This is a genomic window from Kitasatospora purpeofusca (assembly GCF_000718025.1).
Classification (GTDB): Bacteria; Actinomycetota; Actinomycetes; order Streptomycetales; family Streptomycetaceae; genus Kitasatospora; species Kitasatospora purpeofusca.
Window position 1 is genome coordinate 84,690 of sequence record NZ_JODS01000015.1, and the last position, 16,428, is coordinate 101,117.

13 protein-coding genes are annotated in these 16,428 nt (G+C 74.5%); 4 read left to right on the top strand and 9 right to left on the bottom strand.

Features of this window, described 5'->3' with window-relative positions:
* Positions 1-73: 73 nt before the first annotated feature.
* Entirely contained in the window at positions 74-1,105 is a 1,032-nt protein-coding gene (locus IF01_RS0121890) for a medium chain dehydrogenase/reductase family protein (protein ID WP_030395182.1), read from the bottom strand.
* 259 nt (positions 1,106-1,364) lie between these two features.
* Between IF01_RS0121890 and IF01_RS0121895 the strand changes: the two genes are divergently transcribed.
* From IF01_RS0121895 to IF01_RS0121905, 3 genes are all read left to right on the top strand, one after another.
* Positions 1,365-2,096 (top strand): dienelactone hydrolase family protein, encoded by a 732-nt coding sequence (locus IF01_RS0121895; RefSeq protein WP_030395183.1) that lies wholly within the window; start codon positions 1,365-1,367, stop codon positions 2,094-2,096.
* A 142-nt stretch (positions 2,097-2,238) separates the two neighbouring features.
* A complete protein-coding gene (locus IF01_RS0121900; RefSeq protein ID WP_051755864.1) occupies positions 2,239-3,438 on the top strand; it encodes an FAD-dependent monooxygenase in 1,200 nt (399 codons plus the stop codon).
* Positions 3,439-3,800: 362 nt separating this feature from the next.
* Positions 3,801-4,100 (top strand): hypothetical protein, encoded by a 300-nt coding sequence (locus IF01_RS0121905; protein ID WP_149030272.1) that lies wholly within the window; start codon positions 3,801-3,803, stop codon positions 4,098-4,100.
* 313 nt (positions 4,101-4,413) lie between these two features.
* Here the strand turns inward: IF01_RS0121905 and IF01_RS0121910 are convergent, their stop codons facing one another.
* From IF01_RS0121910 to IF01_RS0121940, 7 genes are all read right to left on the bottom strand, one after another.
* A complete protein-coding gene (locus IF01_RS0121910; protein WP_030395186.1) occupies positions 4,414-4,860 on the bottom strand; it encodes a GlcG/HbpS family heme-binding protein in 447 nt (148 codons plus the stop codon).
* Between the two features lie 32 nt (positions 4,861-4,892).
* A complete protein-coding gene (locus tag IF01_RS0121915) occupies positions 4,893-6,095 on the bottom strand; it encodes an MFS transporter (RefSeq protein ID WP_030395187.1) in 1,203 nt (400 codons plus the stop codon).
* 249 nt (positions 6,096-6,344) lie between these two features.
* Complete coding sequence (locus IF01_RS0121920; RefSeq protein WP_030395188.1) at positions 6,345-6,812, bottom strand: MarR family winged helix-turn-helix transcriptional regulator; 468 nt, start codon at positions 6,810-6,812, stop codon at positions 6,345-6,347.
* 91 nt (positions 6,813-6,903) lie between these two features.
* Entirely contained in the window at positions 6,904-8,061 is a 1,158-nt protein-coding gene (locus tag IF01_RS0121925) for an RNA polymerase sigma factor (RefSeq protein WP_030395189.1), read from the bottom strand.
* Between the two features lie 8 nt (positions 8,062-8,069).
* The gene (locus tag IF01_RS0121930) at positions 8,070-8,477 is read right to left on the bottom strand and encodes a YciI family protein (protein WP_030395190.1); all 408 of its coding nucleotides are present in this window, start codon (positions 8,475-8,477) and stop codon (positions 8,070-8,072) included.
* Positions 8,478-8,644: 167 nt separating this feature from the next.
* On the bottom strand, positions 8,645-10,735 hold the full coding sequence (locus IF01_RS0121935) for a galactose-binding domain-containing protein (protein WP_078880180.1): 2,091 nt from the start codon (positions 10,733-10,735) through the stop codon (positions 8,645-8,647).
* A gap of 288 nt (positions 10,736-11,023) precedes the next feature.
* Positions 11,024-12,865: a glycoside hydrolase family 15 protein gene (locus IF01_RS0121940; protein WP_030395192.1), complete on the bottom strand. Its 1,842-nt coding sequence runs from the start codon at positions 12,863-12,865 to the stop codon at positions 11,024-11,026.
* A gap of 225 nt (positions 12,866-13,090) precedes the next feature.
* Here IF01_RS0121940 and IF01_RS0121945 point away from each other — a divergent pair, with 225 nt between their 5' ends.
* On the top strand, positions 13,091-13,291 hold the full coding sequence (locus IF01_RS0121945; protein ID WP_030395193.1) for a DUF8691 family protein: 201 nt from the start codon (positions 13,091-13,093) through the stop codon (positions 13,289-13,291).
* 89 nt (positions 13,292-13,380) lie between these two features.
* Here IF01_RS0121945 and IF01_RS0121950 read toward each other — a convergent pair whose 3' ends face one another.
* Positions 13,381-16,212, bottom strand: a complete 2,832-nt coding sequence (locus IF01_RS0121950; RefSeq protein ID WP_051755866.1) for a winged helix-turn-helix domain-containing protein — start codon at positions 16,210-16,212, stop codon at positions 13,381-13,383.
* Positions 16,213-16,428: the final 216 nt, after the last annotated feature.

Sequence of the window (16,428 nt, forward strand, 5' to 3'; positions counted from 1 at the left end):
AGGCCCCGCCACTGACAATCGGCAGCTCCGGTGGTCTCGGCGGCATCGCGCGGCCGGACGCAGCACCGGCCGCTCAGGGCGTCAGGACGATCTTGCCGCCGACCGTGCCGGACTCCGCGAGGCGCAGCGCCTCCGCCGCCCGGGCCAGCGGGAGTTCGGCGGCGACCCGGGCCGTCACCTCGCCGCGGCCCACGGCGCCGAAGACCTCGCCGAGGTCGGTCCGCAGGCGGGCGCGGAAGCGGTCCTTGCCCAGCCCCCGGCCGGCCCAGATGTTGTAGAAGTGGGCCCGGCGGCCGTTCGGCAGGGTGTTCCAGAGCCAGGTGCGGGCCAGGATCTTGAGCACGGGCCACTGCTTGGAGCCGGTGTCGTCCCGGGTCGAGGCGCTGCCGTAGGCGATCAGCGTGCCGCCGGGGGCGAGCAGGCTCCAGGAGTCGATCACGCTGCGTCCGCCGACGTGGTCGAACACCGCGTCCACCCCGTCCGGCGCCAGCTCCCGGACCCGGGCCGCGACGTCGCCGGCGCGGTAGTCGACCGGCTCGACCCCGAGCTCGCGCAGGGCGTCGTGGTGGCGGGCGGAGGCGGTGCCGATCACCCGGACACCCGCCGCGCCGGCGAGCTGGACCAGGACGGAGCCCACGCCGCCGCTCGCGCCGTGCACCAGGACGGTCTGTCCGGCGCGCACCCGTGCCCGGCGGTGCAGCATCTGCCAGGCGGTGATGCCGTTGACCACCACGGTCTCCGCCTCGGCCGGGGTGAGGCCGTCCGGCACCGGTACGGCGTCGGCGGCGTCGACCACCACATGGCTGGCCCAGCCGCCGACCTTGACCAGTGCGGCGACCCGCTGCCCGAGCAGCCCCGGGTCGACGTTCTCGCCGGTGGCCAGCACCCGGCCGACCAGGTCGTAGCCGGGCACGAAGGGGAAGGGCGGCTGGTCGTAGTACCGGCCGCGGCGCATCTGCTGCTCGGCGAAGGAGACACCGGTGGCCTCGACGGCGATCACGATCCGGCCCGGCCCGGCCTCCGGCACGACCCCGTACCGGAGCTCAAGACCCTCCGGGGCCACGACACCCGGCAGTACGACCTCAAGCAGACGCTCGTCACCCATGATCGTGTTCTCCTTCTTCGTTCGGCAGATGCTTTCGCGTTCGTTATAAGTTATAACTCCGTCGGACGGTGAGCGTCAAGCGCAATCGTGAGACCCTCTAACTGTGCGCCGTTCAAGATCGCCGTGATACCTTCGCTCCCGCCGTGCGCCGCTGCGACCCGAGGAGGTGGGACCGATCAACGCTGCAACCCGTCGGGCACCCCTCCCTCGCATGGCCTGAGGGCTGCCCGTACCAGGCATCCCGAAAGGCCCGAACGTTATGCGCCTCATTTCTGACACCTCCTCCGACGGCATCCGCGAGCAGCTCCTCGTCGTCGACGACACCCCCGCCGCGCTGTGGACGCCGGACGGTCCCGCCGCCACCCGCCCGCTGGTCCTGCTGGGCCACGGCGGCGGCGAGCACAAGAAGGAGCCCGGCATCCTGGCCAGGGCCCGCCGGCTCGTGACCGAGTGCGGCTTCGCGGTGGTCGCACCGGACGTCCCCGGACACGGCGACCGCCCGGTCGAGGAGGACTACAACCGGCTCGCGATCGCCAACCAGGAGCGGATCGCGGCCGGCGCGGACCCGGGCCCGCTGCTCGCCGAGTTCCACGCCCTGGTGGCACGGCGGACGGTGCCGGAGTGGCAGGCCGTCCTCGACGCCGTCCAGCGGCTCGACCACGTCGGCGCCGGACCGGTGGGCTACTGGGGGGTCTCGCTGGGCTGCGGGCTCGGCGTGCCGTTCGTCGCCGCCGAACCCCGGGTCCGCGCGGCGGTCCTGGGCCTGGGCGGGGCTCTGGCCTCGGCGGCGGAGGCCGCGCGGATCACCGTCCCGGTCGAGTTCCTGCTGCAGTGGGACGACGAGCGGGTGCCGCGCGAGGCGGGCCTCGCCCTCTTCGAGGCGTTCGGCTCCGCCGAGAAGACGCTGCACGCCAACCCCGGCGGACACGGCGACCTCCCGGCCTTCGAACTCGACAGCACCCTGCGCTTCCTCGCCCGCCACCTCGGCTGACCGACGCCTCCGCCGACCGCTGTCGGCGTGCTGTCGGCGGGCCGACAGCGGCACCGGTGTCCTGTCGGTGTCCTGACGGCGCGCCGACGGCGGCCGGGCGGAACCTGGTGCGTGGCAGCACACGAACCAGGGGAGGCCCGCCATGCCGAACAGCACGCGACCGCAGCACTCTCGCCCGACCACGGTCCTGATCTCCGGTGCCGGGATCGCCGGCACCGCCCTCGCCCACTGGCTGGACCGCTACGGCTTCCGCGTCACCGTGGTCGAGCGCGCACCGTCCCTGCGCGGGGGAGGCCAGCCGGTGGACATCCGCGGCAACGCGCTCGAAGTCGTCGACCGGATGGGCCTGCTGGCGGAGGTCGGGGCGCGGCGGACCGGCCTGCGGGGGATGTCCGTGGTCGACGGGGACGGCCGGGAGCTGAGCCGAACCACCGAGCGCACGGCCAGCGGCGGCCCGGTCGACGGCCCGGACGTGGAGATCCTCCGCGACGAACTCGCCGAGCTGATCGCCGGGGTGGCGGGCAGCGGCGTCGAATACCGCTTCGACGACTCGATCGAGACCCTGGTGCAGTACGAGGAGGGGGTCCAGGTCCGGTTCCGCGGCGGCGAGGAGCGCTCCTTCGACCTCGTCGTGGGCGCCGACGGCCTGCACTCCAACACCCGCCGCCTCGTCTTCGGCCCCGAGGAGGACTACCTGCACCCGATCGACACCTATGTGGCGGGCTGGAGCGTGCCCAACCACCTCGGTCTGGACCGCTGGCAGGTCATCCACCGGCCGGGCGACTCCTCGGAGCGGATGTGCATGGTGATGACCGTCCGCGACAACGCCGAGCTGCGCGTCTTCGTCGGCTTCGGCTCGGACGAGCCGCTCGGGCGGATGCTCCCGCGCGACCCCGCCGAGCAGCGCCGCCTGGTCGCCGAGGTCGCCGCGGACCTGCGCTGGGAGGTGCCGCGCTTCCTGGCAGCCCTGGACGGGACGGACGTGTTCCACTACGACGTCGTCGCCCAGATCAAGATGGACCGCTGGTCGAACGGCCGGGTCGCGCTGCTCGGCGACGCCGGGTACTGCTGCTCGCCGCTGACCGGGCAGGGCACCAGCGTCGCCCTGACGGCGGCGTACGTCCTGGCGGGCGAGCTGCACCGGACGGACGGCGACCACCGGGCCGCCTACCCCGCCTACGAGCGGCGGCTGCGCGGGCACGTGGCCGCCAACCAGGCGATCCTGGAACTCACCGGCGACCGGCTGAAGGCGGACGGCGCCGAGGGCGGCTACGAGGAGATCGGCCCGGAGATGGACGCGGTCTTCCGCGCGGCCACGGTCTTCGACCTGCCGGACTACTGACGGACCGAGGACGCGCTGAGGACGCGCCGAGGACGCGCTGAGGCCGTCCGACAGAGTCCGTCGACCTGCGGTGGCACTTGCTTGCCTGTGTGGGAGTACTGGGGGCGGGCCGTGCAACGCGAGGCTGCCGAGCACGGAGTCCGGAGGCGCGGAGCGCACCTCGGGGCGACGGGGCCCGTCGTAGGCCACCGCCGCGTTCGCGAGCCGCAGTCAGATGACTGATGTCCGCCGGGCCACGGGTCGGCGAGAGTCGTGGCATCGGGCAGGACGAGGCCCCCGCTCCGGGGGCGGCCGCCCGGTGGCCGAGGAAGGTGCGCGGTGCGCGTCGTCGGCCGCTCGACCGAACAAGGGAGACCGCTTTCATGAAGCGCACGGTACGGACGTCAGCAGCTCTTCTCCTCGCGGCGGCCGCGACGACCGGGGCGCTCGTGGCGGGTGCCGGGACGGCCTCGGCGGCGGGCTACACCAACTCGCTGGTGCACACCTTCACCACGGGCTGGAGCGGCATCAACTGGAACGAGTGCGACATCACCATGCACGAGCAGAACGACATCCTGCTCCGGTCCGGGAACCGGGACTCGCAGGTGTACTACTACTGCTCGCCGGGGCAGTTCGCGCACGGCGAGCAGGCGGTGAACCTCTGGTTCAGGCACCAGGCCTGACGGTCGGCGCGCCCGTGCGGCGGACAGCGGGGAGTCCTGCTGTCCGCCGTCCCGCCGGGGACGCGCGAGGCCGCGGTCCCGGCATCCGACGGCCCCGGCCCGCCGAGGAGGCGGGCCGGGGCCGCGGTGGGTCTCGGCTCACGGAACACTTTGCAAAGTCGCCGACGACTTTGCAAAGTGTTCTGCTTTGCAAAGTGCGCTGCGCGCGAGGCGCCGGTGACGTGAGGGCTACAGAGGACTCGGTGCCCGGCCCCGATCCCGATCCCGGCCCCGATCCCGATCCCGATCCCGATCCCGGCCCCGGGGACGTGCGTCAGCCGGCGAGGTCCCGGAGGGCGGCGGTGGCGAAGCCGTGGTCCTGCTCGGGGGCGCCGCCGCCGATGCCGAGGGCGCCGATCAGCCGGCCGTCGCGGTGGACGGGGACGCCGCCGGCGATGAACAGCAGCGGCCGGTCGAGCGCGGTCGGCAACGAGTGGAACGGCCCGTCGGGCTTCACCAGGTCGACCAGGTCGGCGGTCGGGGCGTTCAGCTGGAGGGCGGTGTAGGCCTTGCGGGTGCTGGTCTCCCCGGAGACGAGGACGGCCCGGTCGTCGCGGCGGAAGGCCAGCAGGTGGCCTCCGGCGTCGAGGACGGTGACGCTCACCGCGACCCCGGCCGCCTCGGCGGCGGCGCGGGCGGCGGCGACCAGGGTCTCTGCGTCGGCGGTGGTCAGCGGGGCGACGGCGGTGGCGCTCGAGATGGTGTTCGTGGCGGTGCTCATGGTGGTGCTGCTCCTTGGAGGAAGGGGGGCGGTCAGTGGTGGACGGGAACGGCGGTGGGGGAGGGCGCGGTCACGGCCGTCGGGGCTCCGGCGGTGCGGCGCTCCAGGGCGGCGGACCAGAGGGCGAGGACCAGGGCCGCGGCCGCGAGGAGCGCGCCCACCCAGTTCGGCGCGGTGTAGCCGAGACCGGCGGTGATGACCATGCCGCCGAGCCAGGCGGCGAGCGCGTTGCCGAGGTTGAAGGCGCCGATGTTCACGGCCGAGGCGAGGGTGGGAGCACCGTGCGCCTGGTCCAGCACCCGCTTCTGCAGCGGCGGGACGGTGGCGAAGCCGAGCGCCCCGACGAGCACGACGGTGATCGCGGCGAGGACCTTGTCGTGGGCGGTGAGGGTGAACAGCGCGAGCACGAGGGCGAGGCCGCCGAGGGTGGTGTAGAGCAGCGGCATCAGCCGCCGGTCCGCGAACCGGCCACCGAGCAGGTTGCCGAGGAACATCCCGATGCCGAACAGCACCAGCAGCCAGGTGACCGCGCCGTCCGAGTAGCCGGCCACGTGGGTCATCATCGGGGCGATGTAGGTGATCGCGGCGAACACGCCGCCGAAGCCGAGCACGGTCATCGCCATCGCCAGCAGCACCTGCGGGTTGCGGAAGGCGGTCAGCTCGCGGCGCAGGTGGGCGCCCTCGGGGCGGGGCTGCTCCGGGACGAGCCTGGCGATCCCGGCCATGCCGAGCAGTCCGAGCGCGGCGACGATCACGAAGGTGGTCCGCCAGCCGACGGCCTGCCCGATGTACGTGCCGAGCGGGACGCCGACGATGTTGGCGACGGTGAGTCCGGTGAACATGGTGGCGATGGCGCCGGCCTTCTTGTCCGGGGCCACCAGTTCGGCGGCGACGACGGAGCCGATGCCGAAGAACGCGCCGTGGGCGAGCGAGGCGACCACCCGGCCGGCCAGCATCGTCCCGAAGGAGGGGGCGGCGGCGGAGAGCACGTTGCCGACCACGAACAGGCCCATCAGCAGCATCAGCATCCGCTTGCGGCTGACCTTGGTGCCGAGCACGGTGAGCAGTGGCGCGCCGAGGACGACGCCGAGGGCGTAGCCGGTGACCAGCAGGCCCGCGGTGGGGATGGAGACGCCGTAGTCGGCGGCGATCTCGGGCAGCAGGCCCATGATCACGAATTCGGTGGTGCCGATGCCGAAGGCGCCGACGGCCAGAGCGAGCAGTGCGAGAGGCATTGGGCTCGACCCTCCTGTGATTGCTTGAGTGAGCTCCTTGCGTGTCTTCACAATAATTGCAGACGCGTGCTAACTGCAAACGCGGGATGTCGCCGTGATCTGGATGTCAGCTGGTGCAAGCCGTGAAACCGGCCCCGGAACGCACAGGACCGGTCCCAGCGCAGTGCTGGAACCGGTCCTCGGGGTGCTGATGGGAGAGCGGACTCTGAAAAGCGGCTTCTGAAGAGTGGCCTCTGAAGAAGGTGCGGGCTACCGCGCGGCCGCCGGCGCGTCCACGGCTTCGACGGCCGCGACCAGGGAGGCCAGCTCGGGGTTGCGGGCCGCCTCGGTGAGCGCCTCGCGCAGGGCGGCGTCGTTGGTCGGTCGCGCCTCCGTCAGCAGCTTCAGCCCGGCCTCGCTCACATTGGTGTAGATGCCGCGCCGGTCGGTGGGGCACAGGTAGCGCGACAGCAGGCCCCGGTCCTCCAGTCGGGTGACCAGCCGGGTGGTGGCGCTCTGGCTCAGTACGACCGCGTCGGCGACCTGCTTCATCTGCAGGTGGCCGCCCTCGCCGTCGTGCTGGCGGCTGAGCACGTCGAGCAGCGAGTACTCCCGAACGCTGAGGTCGTGCCCGCTCTGCAGGGCGCGCTCGATGTGCCCCTCGATCCGGCTGTGCAGGAGGGAGAGTGCGCCCCAGCCGCTGGCCAGGGCGGTGAGCGCGGGGTCCGTGGCGGTCATGGGTCCGGGTCTCCTTCCGGTGGTGGCCGTTCCAGGATAAGCCATCGGAGGAAATACCGGCTAGAGCCGCTAGCAGGCGGATGCAAGTATTTCAAGGACGGCCGTCCTTGCCCACCGCCGTGTTGAGCCGGGCGGCCTGCCGGGTCAGATGGTCCCGCTCGGCGAGGTTCGACGCGGCCCGGGCCGCCTCCGCGTACAGCCGCGCCGCCGTCGCCCGGTCGCCGGCGCGCTCGTGCAGGTAGGCCGCCGCCGCCGTGCGGCGCGGCACCGCCGCGTCGACGTCCGCGAGCGCCGCCAGCCCCGCGTGCGGCCCGTCCGCCTCGCCGACGGCGACCGCGCGGTTCAGCCCCACCACCGGACTGTCGGTCAGCCGCAGCAACTCGTCGTACCACTCGACGATCTGCACCCAGTCCGTCTCCCCGGCCGTCGGCGCGTCCGCGTGCAGCGCCGCGACCGCCGCCTGCGCCTGGAACTCGCCCAGCCGGTCCCGGGCCAGGGCGCCCTGGAGCACCGCCACGCCCTCGGCGATCGCCGAGGTGTCCCACCGGGACCGGTCCTGCTCGGCGAGCGGCACCAGCGCGCCGTCCGGCGTCGTCCGGGCCGCCCGCCGGGCGTGGTGCAGCAGCATCAGCGCCAGCAGTCCCGCCACCTCCGGGTGGTCCACCCGGGCCGCCAGCTGCCGGGTGAGCCGGATCGCCTCGGCGGCGAGGTCGACGTCCCCCGAGTAGCCCTCGTTGAACACCAGGTAGAGCACCCGCAGCACGGTCGCGACATCGCCGGGGCGGTCCAGCCGCACCCCGGACACGGTGCGCTTGGCCCGGCTGATCCGCTGCGCCATGGTCGCCTCGGGCACCAGGTAGGCGCGGGCGATCTGCCGGGTGGTGAGCCCGCCGACGGCGCGCAGGGTGAGCGCGACCGCCGAGGCGGGCGACAGCGACGGATGGGCGCACAGGAAGTACAGCCGGAGCGTGTCGTCGACCTCGGCCACCGGGCCCGGCGCCGGCTCCTCCTCGACCCGGTCCTCGCGCCGCCGCCGGGCCGTGTCCGCCCGGGAGGCGTCCAGGAACTTCCGCCAGGCGACCGTGACCAGCCAGCCCTTGGGGTCGCGGGGCGGGTCCTCGGGCCAGACCCGCAGCGCCTCGACCAGCGCGTCCTGGACGGCGTCCTCGGCCGCCGCGAAGTCGGCTCCGCGGCGGACGAGGACGCCGAGCACTCCCGGGGTGAGACCGCGGAGCAGTGCCTCGTCCATGGGTACGGTCACTCGGTGACGGTGGGCGCGACGCCGTAGAACGGGCGCAGCTCCAGCCACTCGTGGATCGGCCGGCCGCCCGCGCCGGGGGCGGCGGACAGCTCGCCGGCCAGCTCGACGGCGCGCTCGTAGCTGTCGACGTCGATCACCATCCAGCCGGCGATGAGGTCCTTGGCCTCGGCGAACGGGCCGTCGGTGACCGGCGGGCGGCCCTCGCCGTCGTACCGGACCCAGGTGCCCTCGGGGGCGAGCGCCTGGCCGTCGACGAACTCGCCGGTCTTCTCCAGCGCGGCGGCGAAGTCGTTCATGTACTGGATGTGGGCCGAGACCTCCTCCGGCGTCCAGCGGTCCATCGGCACGTTGTTGACCGCCTCCGGCGCGCCGCGGTAGTGCTTCAGCAGCAGGTACTTCGCCATGGTGTCCCTCTCCTCGGGGGTGGTGCGGCCCATTCTGGCCGCGCTCACCCCTGGGACGGAGCAGGCCACGGGTTCTCGACACCGCTGCCGAAGATTTTTCGAGAATCTCCCAAGGGCCCGCCGGGGGCGGTCGCGCCGACCACCCCCCCCGACGGGCCCGGTGCAGGTCAGGCCCGGTACACGCCCACGTCGTACAGCGAGTACCCCCACGAGGTGGCCCGCTGCTCGCCGTGCACCCGGACGTACCGCGCCGGGACGCCGGCGAACCGGGCGGTGTCCAGTCCGCCGTCACCGGAGGTGGTGGACCAGACGGTCCGCCAGTTGCTGCCGTCGGTGGACACCTCGATCCGGTACGCCCTGGCGTAGGCGCGCTCCCAGTCCAGGGTGACCCGGGAGACCAGGGTGGTGGTGGACAGGTCGAGCTGCAGCCACTGGTCGTCGCTCCAGTCGCTGGCCCACCGGCTGGACGTGCTGCCGTCGATCGCCCGGTCCGCGGCGTAGCTGACGAACGGGTTCCACTCGGTGGAGCTGGCGGTGGCGGAGGCCCCCGCGGTGAGGTTGGCGGCCGCCTGGTGGTGCTCCGCGGCGCCCAGGGTGGTGAGGTAGGACTCCGCGCCCCGGAACAGGTCGTCGACCACGTCCTGCCCGCCGACCTGCCGGATGTCCTCGATCCAGTCCGGCACCAGGCCGTAGTGCGCGGCCCCGTCGGTGTTGAGGTCCCAGGTTCGGCTGCCCGCGGTGGCGCGGTCGACCAGGGAGCCGCCGTCGGCGGTGCGGAACGGGTAGCGCACGGGGTTGGGGGTGTCGGCCCCGCGCGGGCCGGGCCAGCCGCCGACGCCGTTCATGTCGGTGCCGTAGCCGTAGCCGACGCCGTACTTGTCGCGCAGCGCGTCGGTGCGCTTGGCCTCCGAGCTGAACGCCTCCGCGCCGTTCATGTACTGGGCGACGAAGCCGCCGAGCTTGTAGACGCGCTCCATCCAGCCGAGGTCCATCCAGCTGTGGGAGGAGACGACGCCCGGGTAGGACTGCGATTCCAGGATGTCCAGCGACCGGCCGGCCGCCTTGACGCTCATGTGGTCGAGCTCCAGCATCATGCCGCGCCGCATCATGCCGCGCAGCGCGTACTCGCCGAGCTCGGTCAGCCCCCTGGTGTTGCACTGCGCGTCCCCGGCGTACGAGGGCACGGTGACCCCGGCGGGCAACTGCTGCTGGATCGAGGCGGGGGTCGGTGCCAGCCCGATCGGGTTGTCGTGCTGCGGGCCGGCGCACTTCTCGGTCTGCCAGAAGGTGCCGGTCGACAGGAACTGCCCGGCGTTGATCGCCGTGCCGAGCGCGCCCTCGTCGAAGCGGACGCCGCACAGCGCGTTGTCGAACTTGTGGCACAGGAACATGCTGCGCACGCCGAGCCCGTACAGCTCGTCGAGGCCGCGGTCGATGTCGGCGCGGCTGCACTGGGCGACGTCCAGGACCTGCTTGCAGCCGAAGGGCTCGGAGGTCTCCACCCCGAGCACCACGGCCAGCTTGCCCTGGCGGACCACCTCGCGGGCCTGCGCGCTGTCGGTGACGATCCGGAACCAGCCCTTGCCGGGCCCGCCGTACATCTTGTCGACGTACGCCTGGAGGTCCCATGACTTCTGGGCCTCCAGCCGGATCGCGGTCATCTCGTCGCAGCTGCGGTCCTTGAAGAAGTAGACCGAGCAGATCACGCCGTTGGTCACCAGGTCGTTGACCAGCACCCGCTCGCCGCCGCGCCAGGCGCGCTCGATCCAGGCGTAGTAGTTCTGCTGGTGGGTCAGCGAGTCGTGGGCCGGCCAGTCGGCGAAGGTCGGCCAGCCGACCGGGTCGTGCTTGCCGTCACCGCCCTTGGTGATGAGGTCGAAGATGGCGAGGGAGCCGTCCGGGTAGTGCTCCGGACAGTCCTTGAGGGCGTCCTCGACCCCGGCCTCGGAGAAGGCCTTGCCGCAGATGAGGCGGCCGCCGAAGCCCTCGGCGGCCATGATGTGGTCGTGGGCGTCGACGAAGCCGCGGACCTTGCCCTGGGCGTCGGTGCCGGTGAACGGCGCGCCGGTGACGCCGATCGCGGCGTCGGGGGTGGGCCGGGCGACCGGGTCCCACCAGTTGGGCCCGGCCGCGCCGTGCGCCGGCGCGGCGAGGGCCGCGGCGACCAGGGCGAGCAGTGTGGCGATCAGGGTGGCGATCCTGCGGCGGACGGGGAAGCGCTGTGCGTGGGGACGACGTGGGTGGGGGAGTCGCGTCATGTGCACCCCAGTTCCGGGTGGCGGGCGGACGACGCGGACGACGCCCGCCCGCGGCACGGAGCGCCGCCCGGGCGGGCTGTCATGTCCTGCGTACTCGGTGGGTCGAGAATCGCCACTGTTGGATTTTTCGTCAATAGCCGTGGCACAACCCGCCCGTGCCAATACCGGCGGGACCCGGCCGAGCGCACCGGCGGGGACCCCGCCGAGGGCACCGGCGGGGCCCAACGCTGGGGCTCAACGGCGGGGCTCAGTGGTCGGGCTCAGCGCTTGGGCGCGCCCGCCGGTCGGTCAGGCGATGCCCCGCCGGTCGAGCTCCTCGTCCAGGGCGAGGGCCGCGTCGATCAGCGCGAGATGGGTGAACGCCTGCGGGAAGTTGCCCAGTTGCTCGCCGGAGGGCCCGATCTCCTCGGCGAACAGGCCGACGTGGTTGGCGTAGGTGAGCATCTTGTCGAAGGCGTAGCGGGCCCGTTCGATCCGGCCGGCCCTGGCCATGGCCTCGACGTAGAGGAAGGTGCAGAGGTTGAAGGTGCCCTCGGAGCCGCGCAGTCCGTCGGGGGAGGCGGCCGGGTCGTAGCGGTAGACCAGGCTGTCGCAGACCAGTTCGCGGTCCATCGCGTCCAGGGTGGACAGCCAGTCCGGGTCGGTGGGGGAGAGGAAGCCGACCTTGGGCATCAGCAGCAGCGAGGCGTCGAGCACCTCGGTGCGGTAGTGCTGGGTGAACGCCCGGCGTTCGGGGTTCCAGCCGCGCTGCACGATCTGGCGCAGGATGTCGTCGCGTTCCGAGGTCCAGCGGTCCAGGTCCGCGGGGCGGGCGTGGGCGCGGGCGAGCCGGATCGCGCGGTCGAAGGCCACCCAGCACATCAGCCGGCTGTAGGTGAAGTCCTGGCGGCCGCCCCGGGTCTCCCAGATCCCCTCGTCCGGGCGGTCCCACTGCTCGGTCAGCCAGTCGACCATCCGCCGGAACGCGTCCCAGCCGCGCAGCGCGCCCATGTCGCCGGTGCCGTCACCGTCGCCGGCCGCGAACGCGAACGCCGCCTCGCCGTAGATGTCCAGCTGGAGCTGGTCGGCGGCGCCGTTGCCGACCCGTACCGGCGCGGAACCCCGGTAGCCCTCCCAGTGCGGCAGCGTCTCCTCGCCCAACAGGCGTTCGCCGTCCACCCGGTACATGATCCGCAGGCCGTCGTGCTCGGCGCCGGCGCTCTCGATCCGCTCCCGGACCCAGCGGCGGAAGGACTGGGCCTCCTCCCGGAAGCCGAGGCCGATCAGGGTGTGCACGGACAGCGAGGCGTCCCGGATCCAGGTGTAGCGGTAGTCCCAGTTCCGCTCGCCGCCGATCTGCTCCGGCAGGCCCATGGTCGCGGCGGCGATCGGCGCGCCGGTCGGGTGGTAGCTGAGCAGCTTGAGCGTGATCGCCGAGCGGTCCACCATCTGCCGCCAGCGGCCCCGGTAGGTGGACGACCTGAGCCACTCGTACCAGAACGAGCGGCAGGCCTCGAAGGCCGCCCAGTTCGCCCGGTCGTCCGTGGCGGCGGGCGGCTCGGCGCCGGAGGGCAGGGCGGTCAGGCACACGGTCGCCGTCTGCCCCGCGTCCAGGACGAACCGGGCCGTCACATCGTCCCCGTCCGGGCGCAGCTCCAACGGCCCGGCGGCCTGCACGCAGAGGTCCTGGCCGGGCCCCCGCAGCCGCACACCGCGCTCGTCGAGCACGGCCAGGGTGTGGTCGGCGCGGCCGTAGTCGAACCGGGGCCGGCACTCCAGGACGAACGGCACCCGGCCGCGGACCACCCGGGCGGCGCGGACGATCCGGTGCCGGTCGCTCGGGGTCGGCGAGGTGTCGGGCGGCATGAAGTCGACCACCTCCGCCACCCCGTCCGGCGAGAGGAAGCGGGTGACCACGATCGCCGTCCCGGCGAGGTAGAGCTGCTTCACCGTGACCTCGGGCACCGCGTCCCGGTCGACCGCGAGCCGGCAGCGACCGCCCCCGGCGTCGTCCAGCAGGGCGGCGAACAGGCTGGGGGAGTCGAACCGCGGGACGCACCACCAGTCGATGTCGCCGGCCGTGGAGACGAGGGCGGCGGTCTGGAGGTCGCCGATCACGCCGTGCTCGGCGATCGGGGGGTAGGGACTCATGGAGGGGCTCCCCTGGCGGACGGAGGGACTGGCGGCGCGGCCACCGTACGGAGCGGCGCCGGGTCGGCGGATCACCCGTGGTGGGTGACCGCCGGCCGCTCCCCGGGCCGCCGATCCGGTCCGCCGCCGTCCGCCCGCCGCGCGCTCACCTCACGGGGGTGATGCGGCGGGCTCCGCGCGGCGGCGAGACTGGACGCCACCGCCGAGGCGAAGGGAGCCGGCCCCATGCGCTACGAGATCCGGGTGTCCGGCGTACTGCAGGAGACGACCCGCCGGGAGGGCTTCCCGGAGCTGGCGAGCACGGTCGTCCCGGACCAGACGGTGCTGGTCGGCGAGGTGGTCGACGACGCCCACCTGTACGGGCTGCTGAACCGGTTCCAGGCGCTCGGGCTGACGGTCACGGAGCTGCGCCGACTGCCGGAGTAGCCGTTCGGGCCCCGGCCCGGCTGAGTGCGCGCCCAGGCTCAGCGCGCGTCCAGGCTCAGGGCGCGTCCAGGCTCAGCGCGCGTCCAGGCTCAGGGCGCGTCCAGCAGGCGCAGCCTGGTGGCGGTGCGCACCGCGTCCCGGCGGTTGGCCGTCCGCAGTTTGCGGTTGACGCTCTTGAGGTGCGTCTTGACGGTGTTCGGCGACACGTACAGCTCGTCGGCGATCTCCTGGGTGGACAGCAGTCGCGCGGCGCAGAGCAGGATCTCCCGCTCCCGTCCGGTCAGCGGCTCGACCGGCGCCCCCGGCACCGGCACCGGCGCGGTGTCCGCACTCCGCTCCGGCACCGGGTCGCGGGCGGGCGGCCGCAGGTCGGCCGGCAGCCAGCCGTGGGCCGCGGCGACGTGGGGCAGTCCGCGCAGCCGTCGGCGCACCCAGGGCGCCGACTCGCGGAACGGCCGGCACAGCCGCTCCGGCTCGGCGGCGGCGAGGGCCTCGGCCAGCAGCCGGGCGCTGCCCGGACCGTCGCGCTCGGCCTCGGCCTGCGCGAGCAGCAGCAGCGCCCGGGTACGGGTCGCGCTGCCCACGGCCGGGTCCTCGCGCAGGGCCCGCAGCGCGGTCAGGGTGCCCTGTTCGTCCCGGCCGGCCGCGAGCCGGGCCCGGGCCGCCACCACCAGCGAGTCGGGCGCCCGGACCGGCACGTCGTCCAGGGCCGCCAGCGCCGCCCCCGGCCGTCCGGCGGCCAGGTGCGCGGCGCAGGCCGTGACGGCGAGGCGCTCGCGGCTCCAGTCGGAGGCCCGGTCCGCGAGCCCGTGCCGCCGGGTCTCGTCCAGCAGCCGCAGCGCGCTGTCCGGACGGCCCTCGGCCAGGTGCAGCCCGGCCCGGACCACGCCGGTCCCCAGCGTGACCACCGGGTCGTGGCCCGGCCCGCGGCCGCCGGCCGCCCGGTGCAGCGCCGCCCGGGCCTCGGCCGGCTCGTCGCGCTCCAGGGCGGTGGCGGCCAGTACGAGGTCCCGGACCTCGGTGCGGCTGTCCGGCGGCAGGCTGGACCGGTCGGCCTCCTGGTCCGCCTCGCGCACCCGGCGCTCGGCCCGCCCCGGCCGGCCGCGCAGGTGCTCGACGAGCGCCAGCCGGCACAGCGCGTCGTGGCGCAGCCGGGCGGTGGCCGGCGTGAGCGGGGCCCGCGCCGCGCGTTCCAGCGCCCGGCCGGCCTCCTCCAGGCGCCCGTGCCAGAGCAGCGTCGAGCCGAGGTCGGCGGCCATCAGGGCGAGCAGTTCGGGGTGCCGCTCCAGCAGCTCGGCGGGCACCCGGTGCTCCAGCTCCTCGATCCGGCGGGCGGCGCGGTCGGCGAGCGGGGCCGAGCCGAGCAGCCGGGCGGCGCCGGTGCGCACGAGGACGGCGGCCAGCTGCAGCGGGGTCCGTTCGGCGGGCAGCAGCGGTTCGACGTGCTCCAGGATCGTCAGCGCGCTCGCGGCCTCGTCGCGGGTGAGGTGGACGGCCGCGCGGACCAGTTCGGCGGCCGGGCTGTGCTCGGTCGCCGGCATCCGGGCGAACAGTGCGCACAGCCGGGTCGCGTCGCGTCCGGCCAGCAGCTCGCCGAGGGCGCACTCGTCCACCAGCAGCCGCGCGGCCAGCGCCCAGGCCCCGGCCTCGGCCGCGTGGTCCAGCGCGGCCCGGTACTGGCCGTGGCCGGCGAGCCAGTGCGCGGCCCGCACCCGCAGCTCGTCGACCCGCTCCGGGGCGGCGGCGCGCAGGTGCAGGCGCAGGATCCCGGCGAACATCGGGTGCAGCCGGTACCAGCCGTCGGGCAGGGCGTCGGTGAAGGCGTTGTCCTGGTGCAGCCGGTCCAGGATCCGCCGGCCGTCGCGGCGGCCGGTGAGCGCGTCGGCGAGGTCGGGGTGGACCCGGCCCAGGATGCTGCAGCGCAGCAGCAGGTCCTGGGTCGGCGCGGGCTGGGTCCGCAGCACCTCGGCGAGCAGGAAGTCCGACAGCGCGGTGGGACCGGCGTCGATCCGTCCGAGGTAGTCCTCGGGGTCCTCGGCGTCCTGCGCGGCGAGGGCGAGCAGCCGGACCCCGGCCGTCCAGCCGGACAGCGCGTGGTGCACGGCCTCGACGGCGGCCGGGCCGACCCGCAGCCCGTGCCGTTCCAGCACGGCGGCGGTCTCGGCGCGGTCCAGCGCCAGCTCGCCCGCCCGGATCTCGGCCAGCTCGTCCGCCGCCCGGTAGCGGTGCAGGGGCAGCAGCGGCTCGCTGCGGCCGACCAGGACGAGCCGCAGCCGGCCGGCGGTGTGCCGGACCAGGTCGTGCAGCTGTTCGGCGAGCCGGAGGTTGTCGAGGTGCTCGCACTCGTCCAGGACCAGGACCGGCGGCCGGGGGAGGGCGTTGATCCAGGCGGCCAGCCGCAGCAGCAGGGACGGCTCGACGTGCTCGGCCCGGGCGGGGGCGCCGACCTCCGCGGGCAGCCCGGCGACCCCGGTCTGCAGGGCCTCGCGGACGTAGGCCCAGAAGGTGCCGGGCTGGTTGTCGCTCGGCTCCAGGGTGAGCCAGGCGGCCGGGCCGGGGAGGCGGCCGCGGGCCAGCCAGTCGGCCACCAGCAGGGTCTTGCCGGCCCCGGCCGGGCCGTTGACCAGGGTCACCGGGCGGAGCGCGGCCGCGTCGAGACGGCCGAGCAGGCGGTCGCGGGGCAGGAAGGCGGCGGCGGGCGGGCGGGGCGGCCGGACCCGGGTGGCCAGCATCGGGTCGCCGTTGGGCAGCCGCTCCGGGGCGGGCGGCTCCGCGGCCGGGAGCGGCTCCGAGGCCGGGAGCGGCTCCGAGGCGTTCGTGCCCGCCGCCGGGGCCGGGGAGGAGGGCGCGGGGGCGAGCACCGGTGGGGAGGCGTGCCCGGTCGGGGAGGGGGGTGCGGGCGCTGCGCGGGTGTACGGCATGGGTCCACCGCCTGGTGGTTCCGCCCGAGGGCTTGTCCGGGCGTGACGCGGGACGCGGTTCCCGGCGGCGGGCGCCGCCGGACCGCCCGGGGGAACGTCCCTTCGACCGTAGTACGGCCCCGAGGCCGGGTGCCATCCGAGCGGGGTGCCGTCCGCGCCGGGTGCTGTCCGGCCCGGCCCGGTCCCGGCCGCCGTCGGGCTCCGCCCGCCGTCCGG

What these genes read in the sequence shown, in the direction of transcription:
- IF01_RS0121890 (WP_030395182.1), bottom strand. Translation starts at nt 1,105, where the DNA reads ATGGGTGACGAGCGTCTGCTTGAGGTCGTACTGCCGGGTGTCGTGGCC.
- IF01_RS0121895 (WP_030395183.1), top strand. Translation starts at nt 1,365, where the DNA reads ATGCGCCTCATTTCTGACACCTCCTCCGACGGCATCCGCGAGCAGCTC.
- IF01_RS0121900 (WP_051755864.1), top strand. Translation starts at nt 2,239, where the DNA reads ATGCCGAACAGCACGCGACCGCAGCACTCTCGCCCGACCACGGTCCTG.
- IF01_RS0121905 (WP_149030272.1), top strand. Translation starts at nt 3,801, where the DNA reads ATGAAGCGCACGGTACGGACGTCAGCAGCTCTTCTCCTCGCGGCGGCC.
- IF01_RS0121910 (WP_030395186.1), bottom strand. Translation starts at nt 4,860, where the DNA reads ATGAGCACCGCCACGAACACCATCTCGAGCGCCACCGCCGTCGCCCCG.
- IF01_RS0121915 (WP_030395187.1), bottom strand. Translation starts at nt 6,095, where the DNA reads ATGCCTCTCGCACTGCTCGCTCTGGCCGTCGGCGCCTTCGGCATCGGC.
- IF01_RS0121920 (WP_030395188.1), bottom strand. Translation starts at nt 6,812, where the DNA reads ATGACCGCCACGGACCCCGCGCTCACCGCCCTGGCCAGCGGCTGGGGC.
- IF01_RS0121925 (WP_030395189.1), bottom strand. Translation starts at nt 8,061, where the DNA reads ATGGACGAGGCACTGCTCCGCGGTCTCACCCCGGGAGTGCTCGGCGTC.
- IF01_RS0121930 (WP_030395190.1), bottom strand. Translation starts at nt 8,477, where the DNA reads ATGGCGAAGTACCTGCTGCTGAAGCACTACCGCGGCGCGCCGGAGGCG.
- IF01_RS0121935 (WP_078880180.1), bottom strand. Translation starts at nt 10,735, where the DNA reads ATGACGCGACTCCCCCACCCACGTCGTCCCCACGCACAGCGCTTCCCC.
- IF01_RS0121940 (WP_030395192.1), bottom strand. Translation starts at nt 12,865, where the DNA reads ATGAGTCCCTACCCCCCGATCGCCGAGCACGGCGTGATCGGCGACCTC.
- IF01_RS0121945 (WP_030395193.1), top strand. Translation starts at nt 13,091, where the DNA reads ATGCGCTACGAGATCCGGGTGTCCGGCGTACTGCAGGAGACGACCCGC.
- IF01_RS0121950 (WP_051755866.1), bottom strand. Translation starts at nt 16,212, where the DNA reads ATGCCGTACACCCGCGCAGCGCCCGCACCCCCCTCCCCGACCGGGCAC.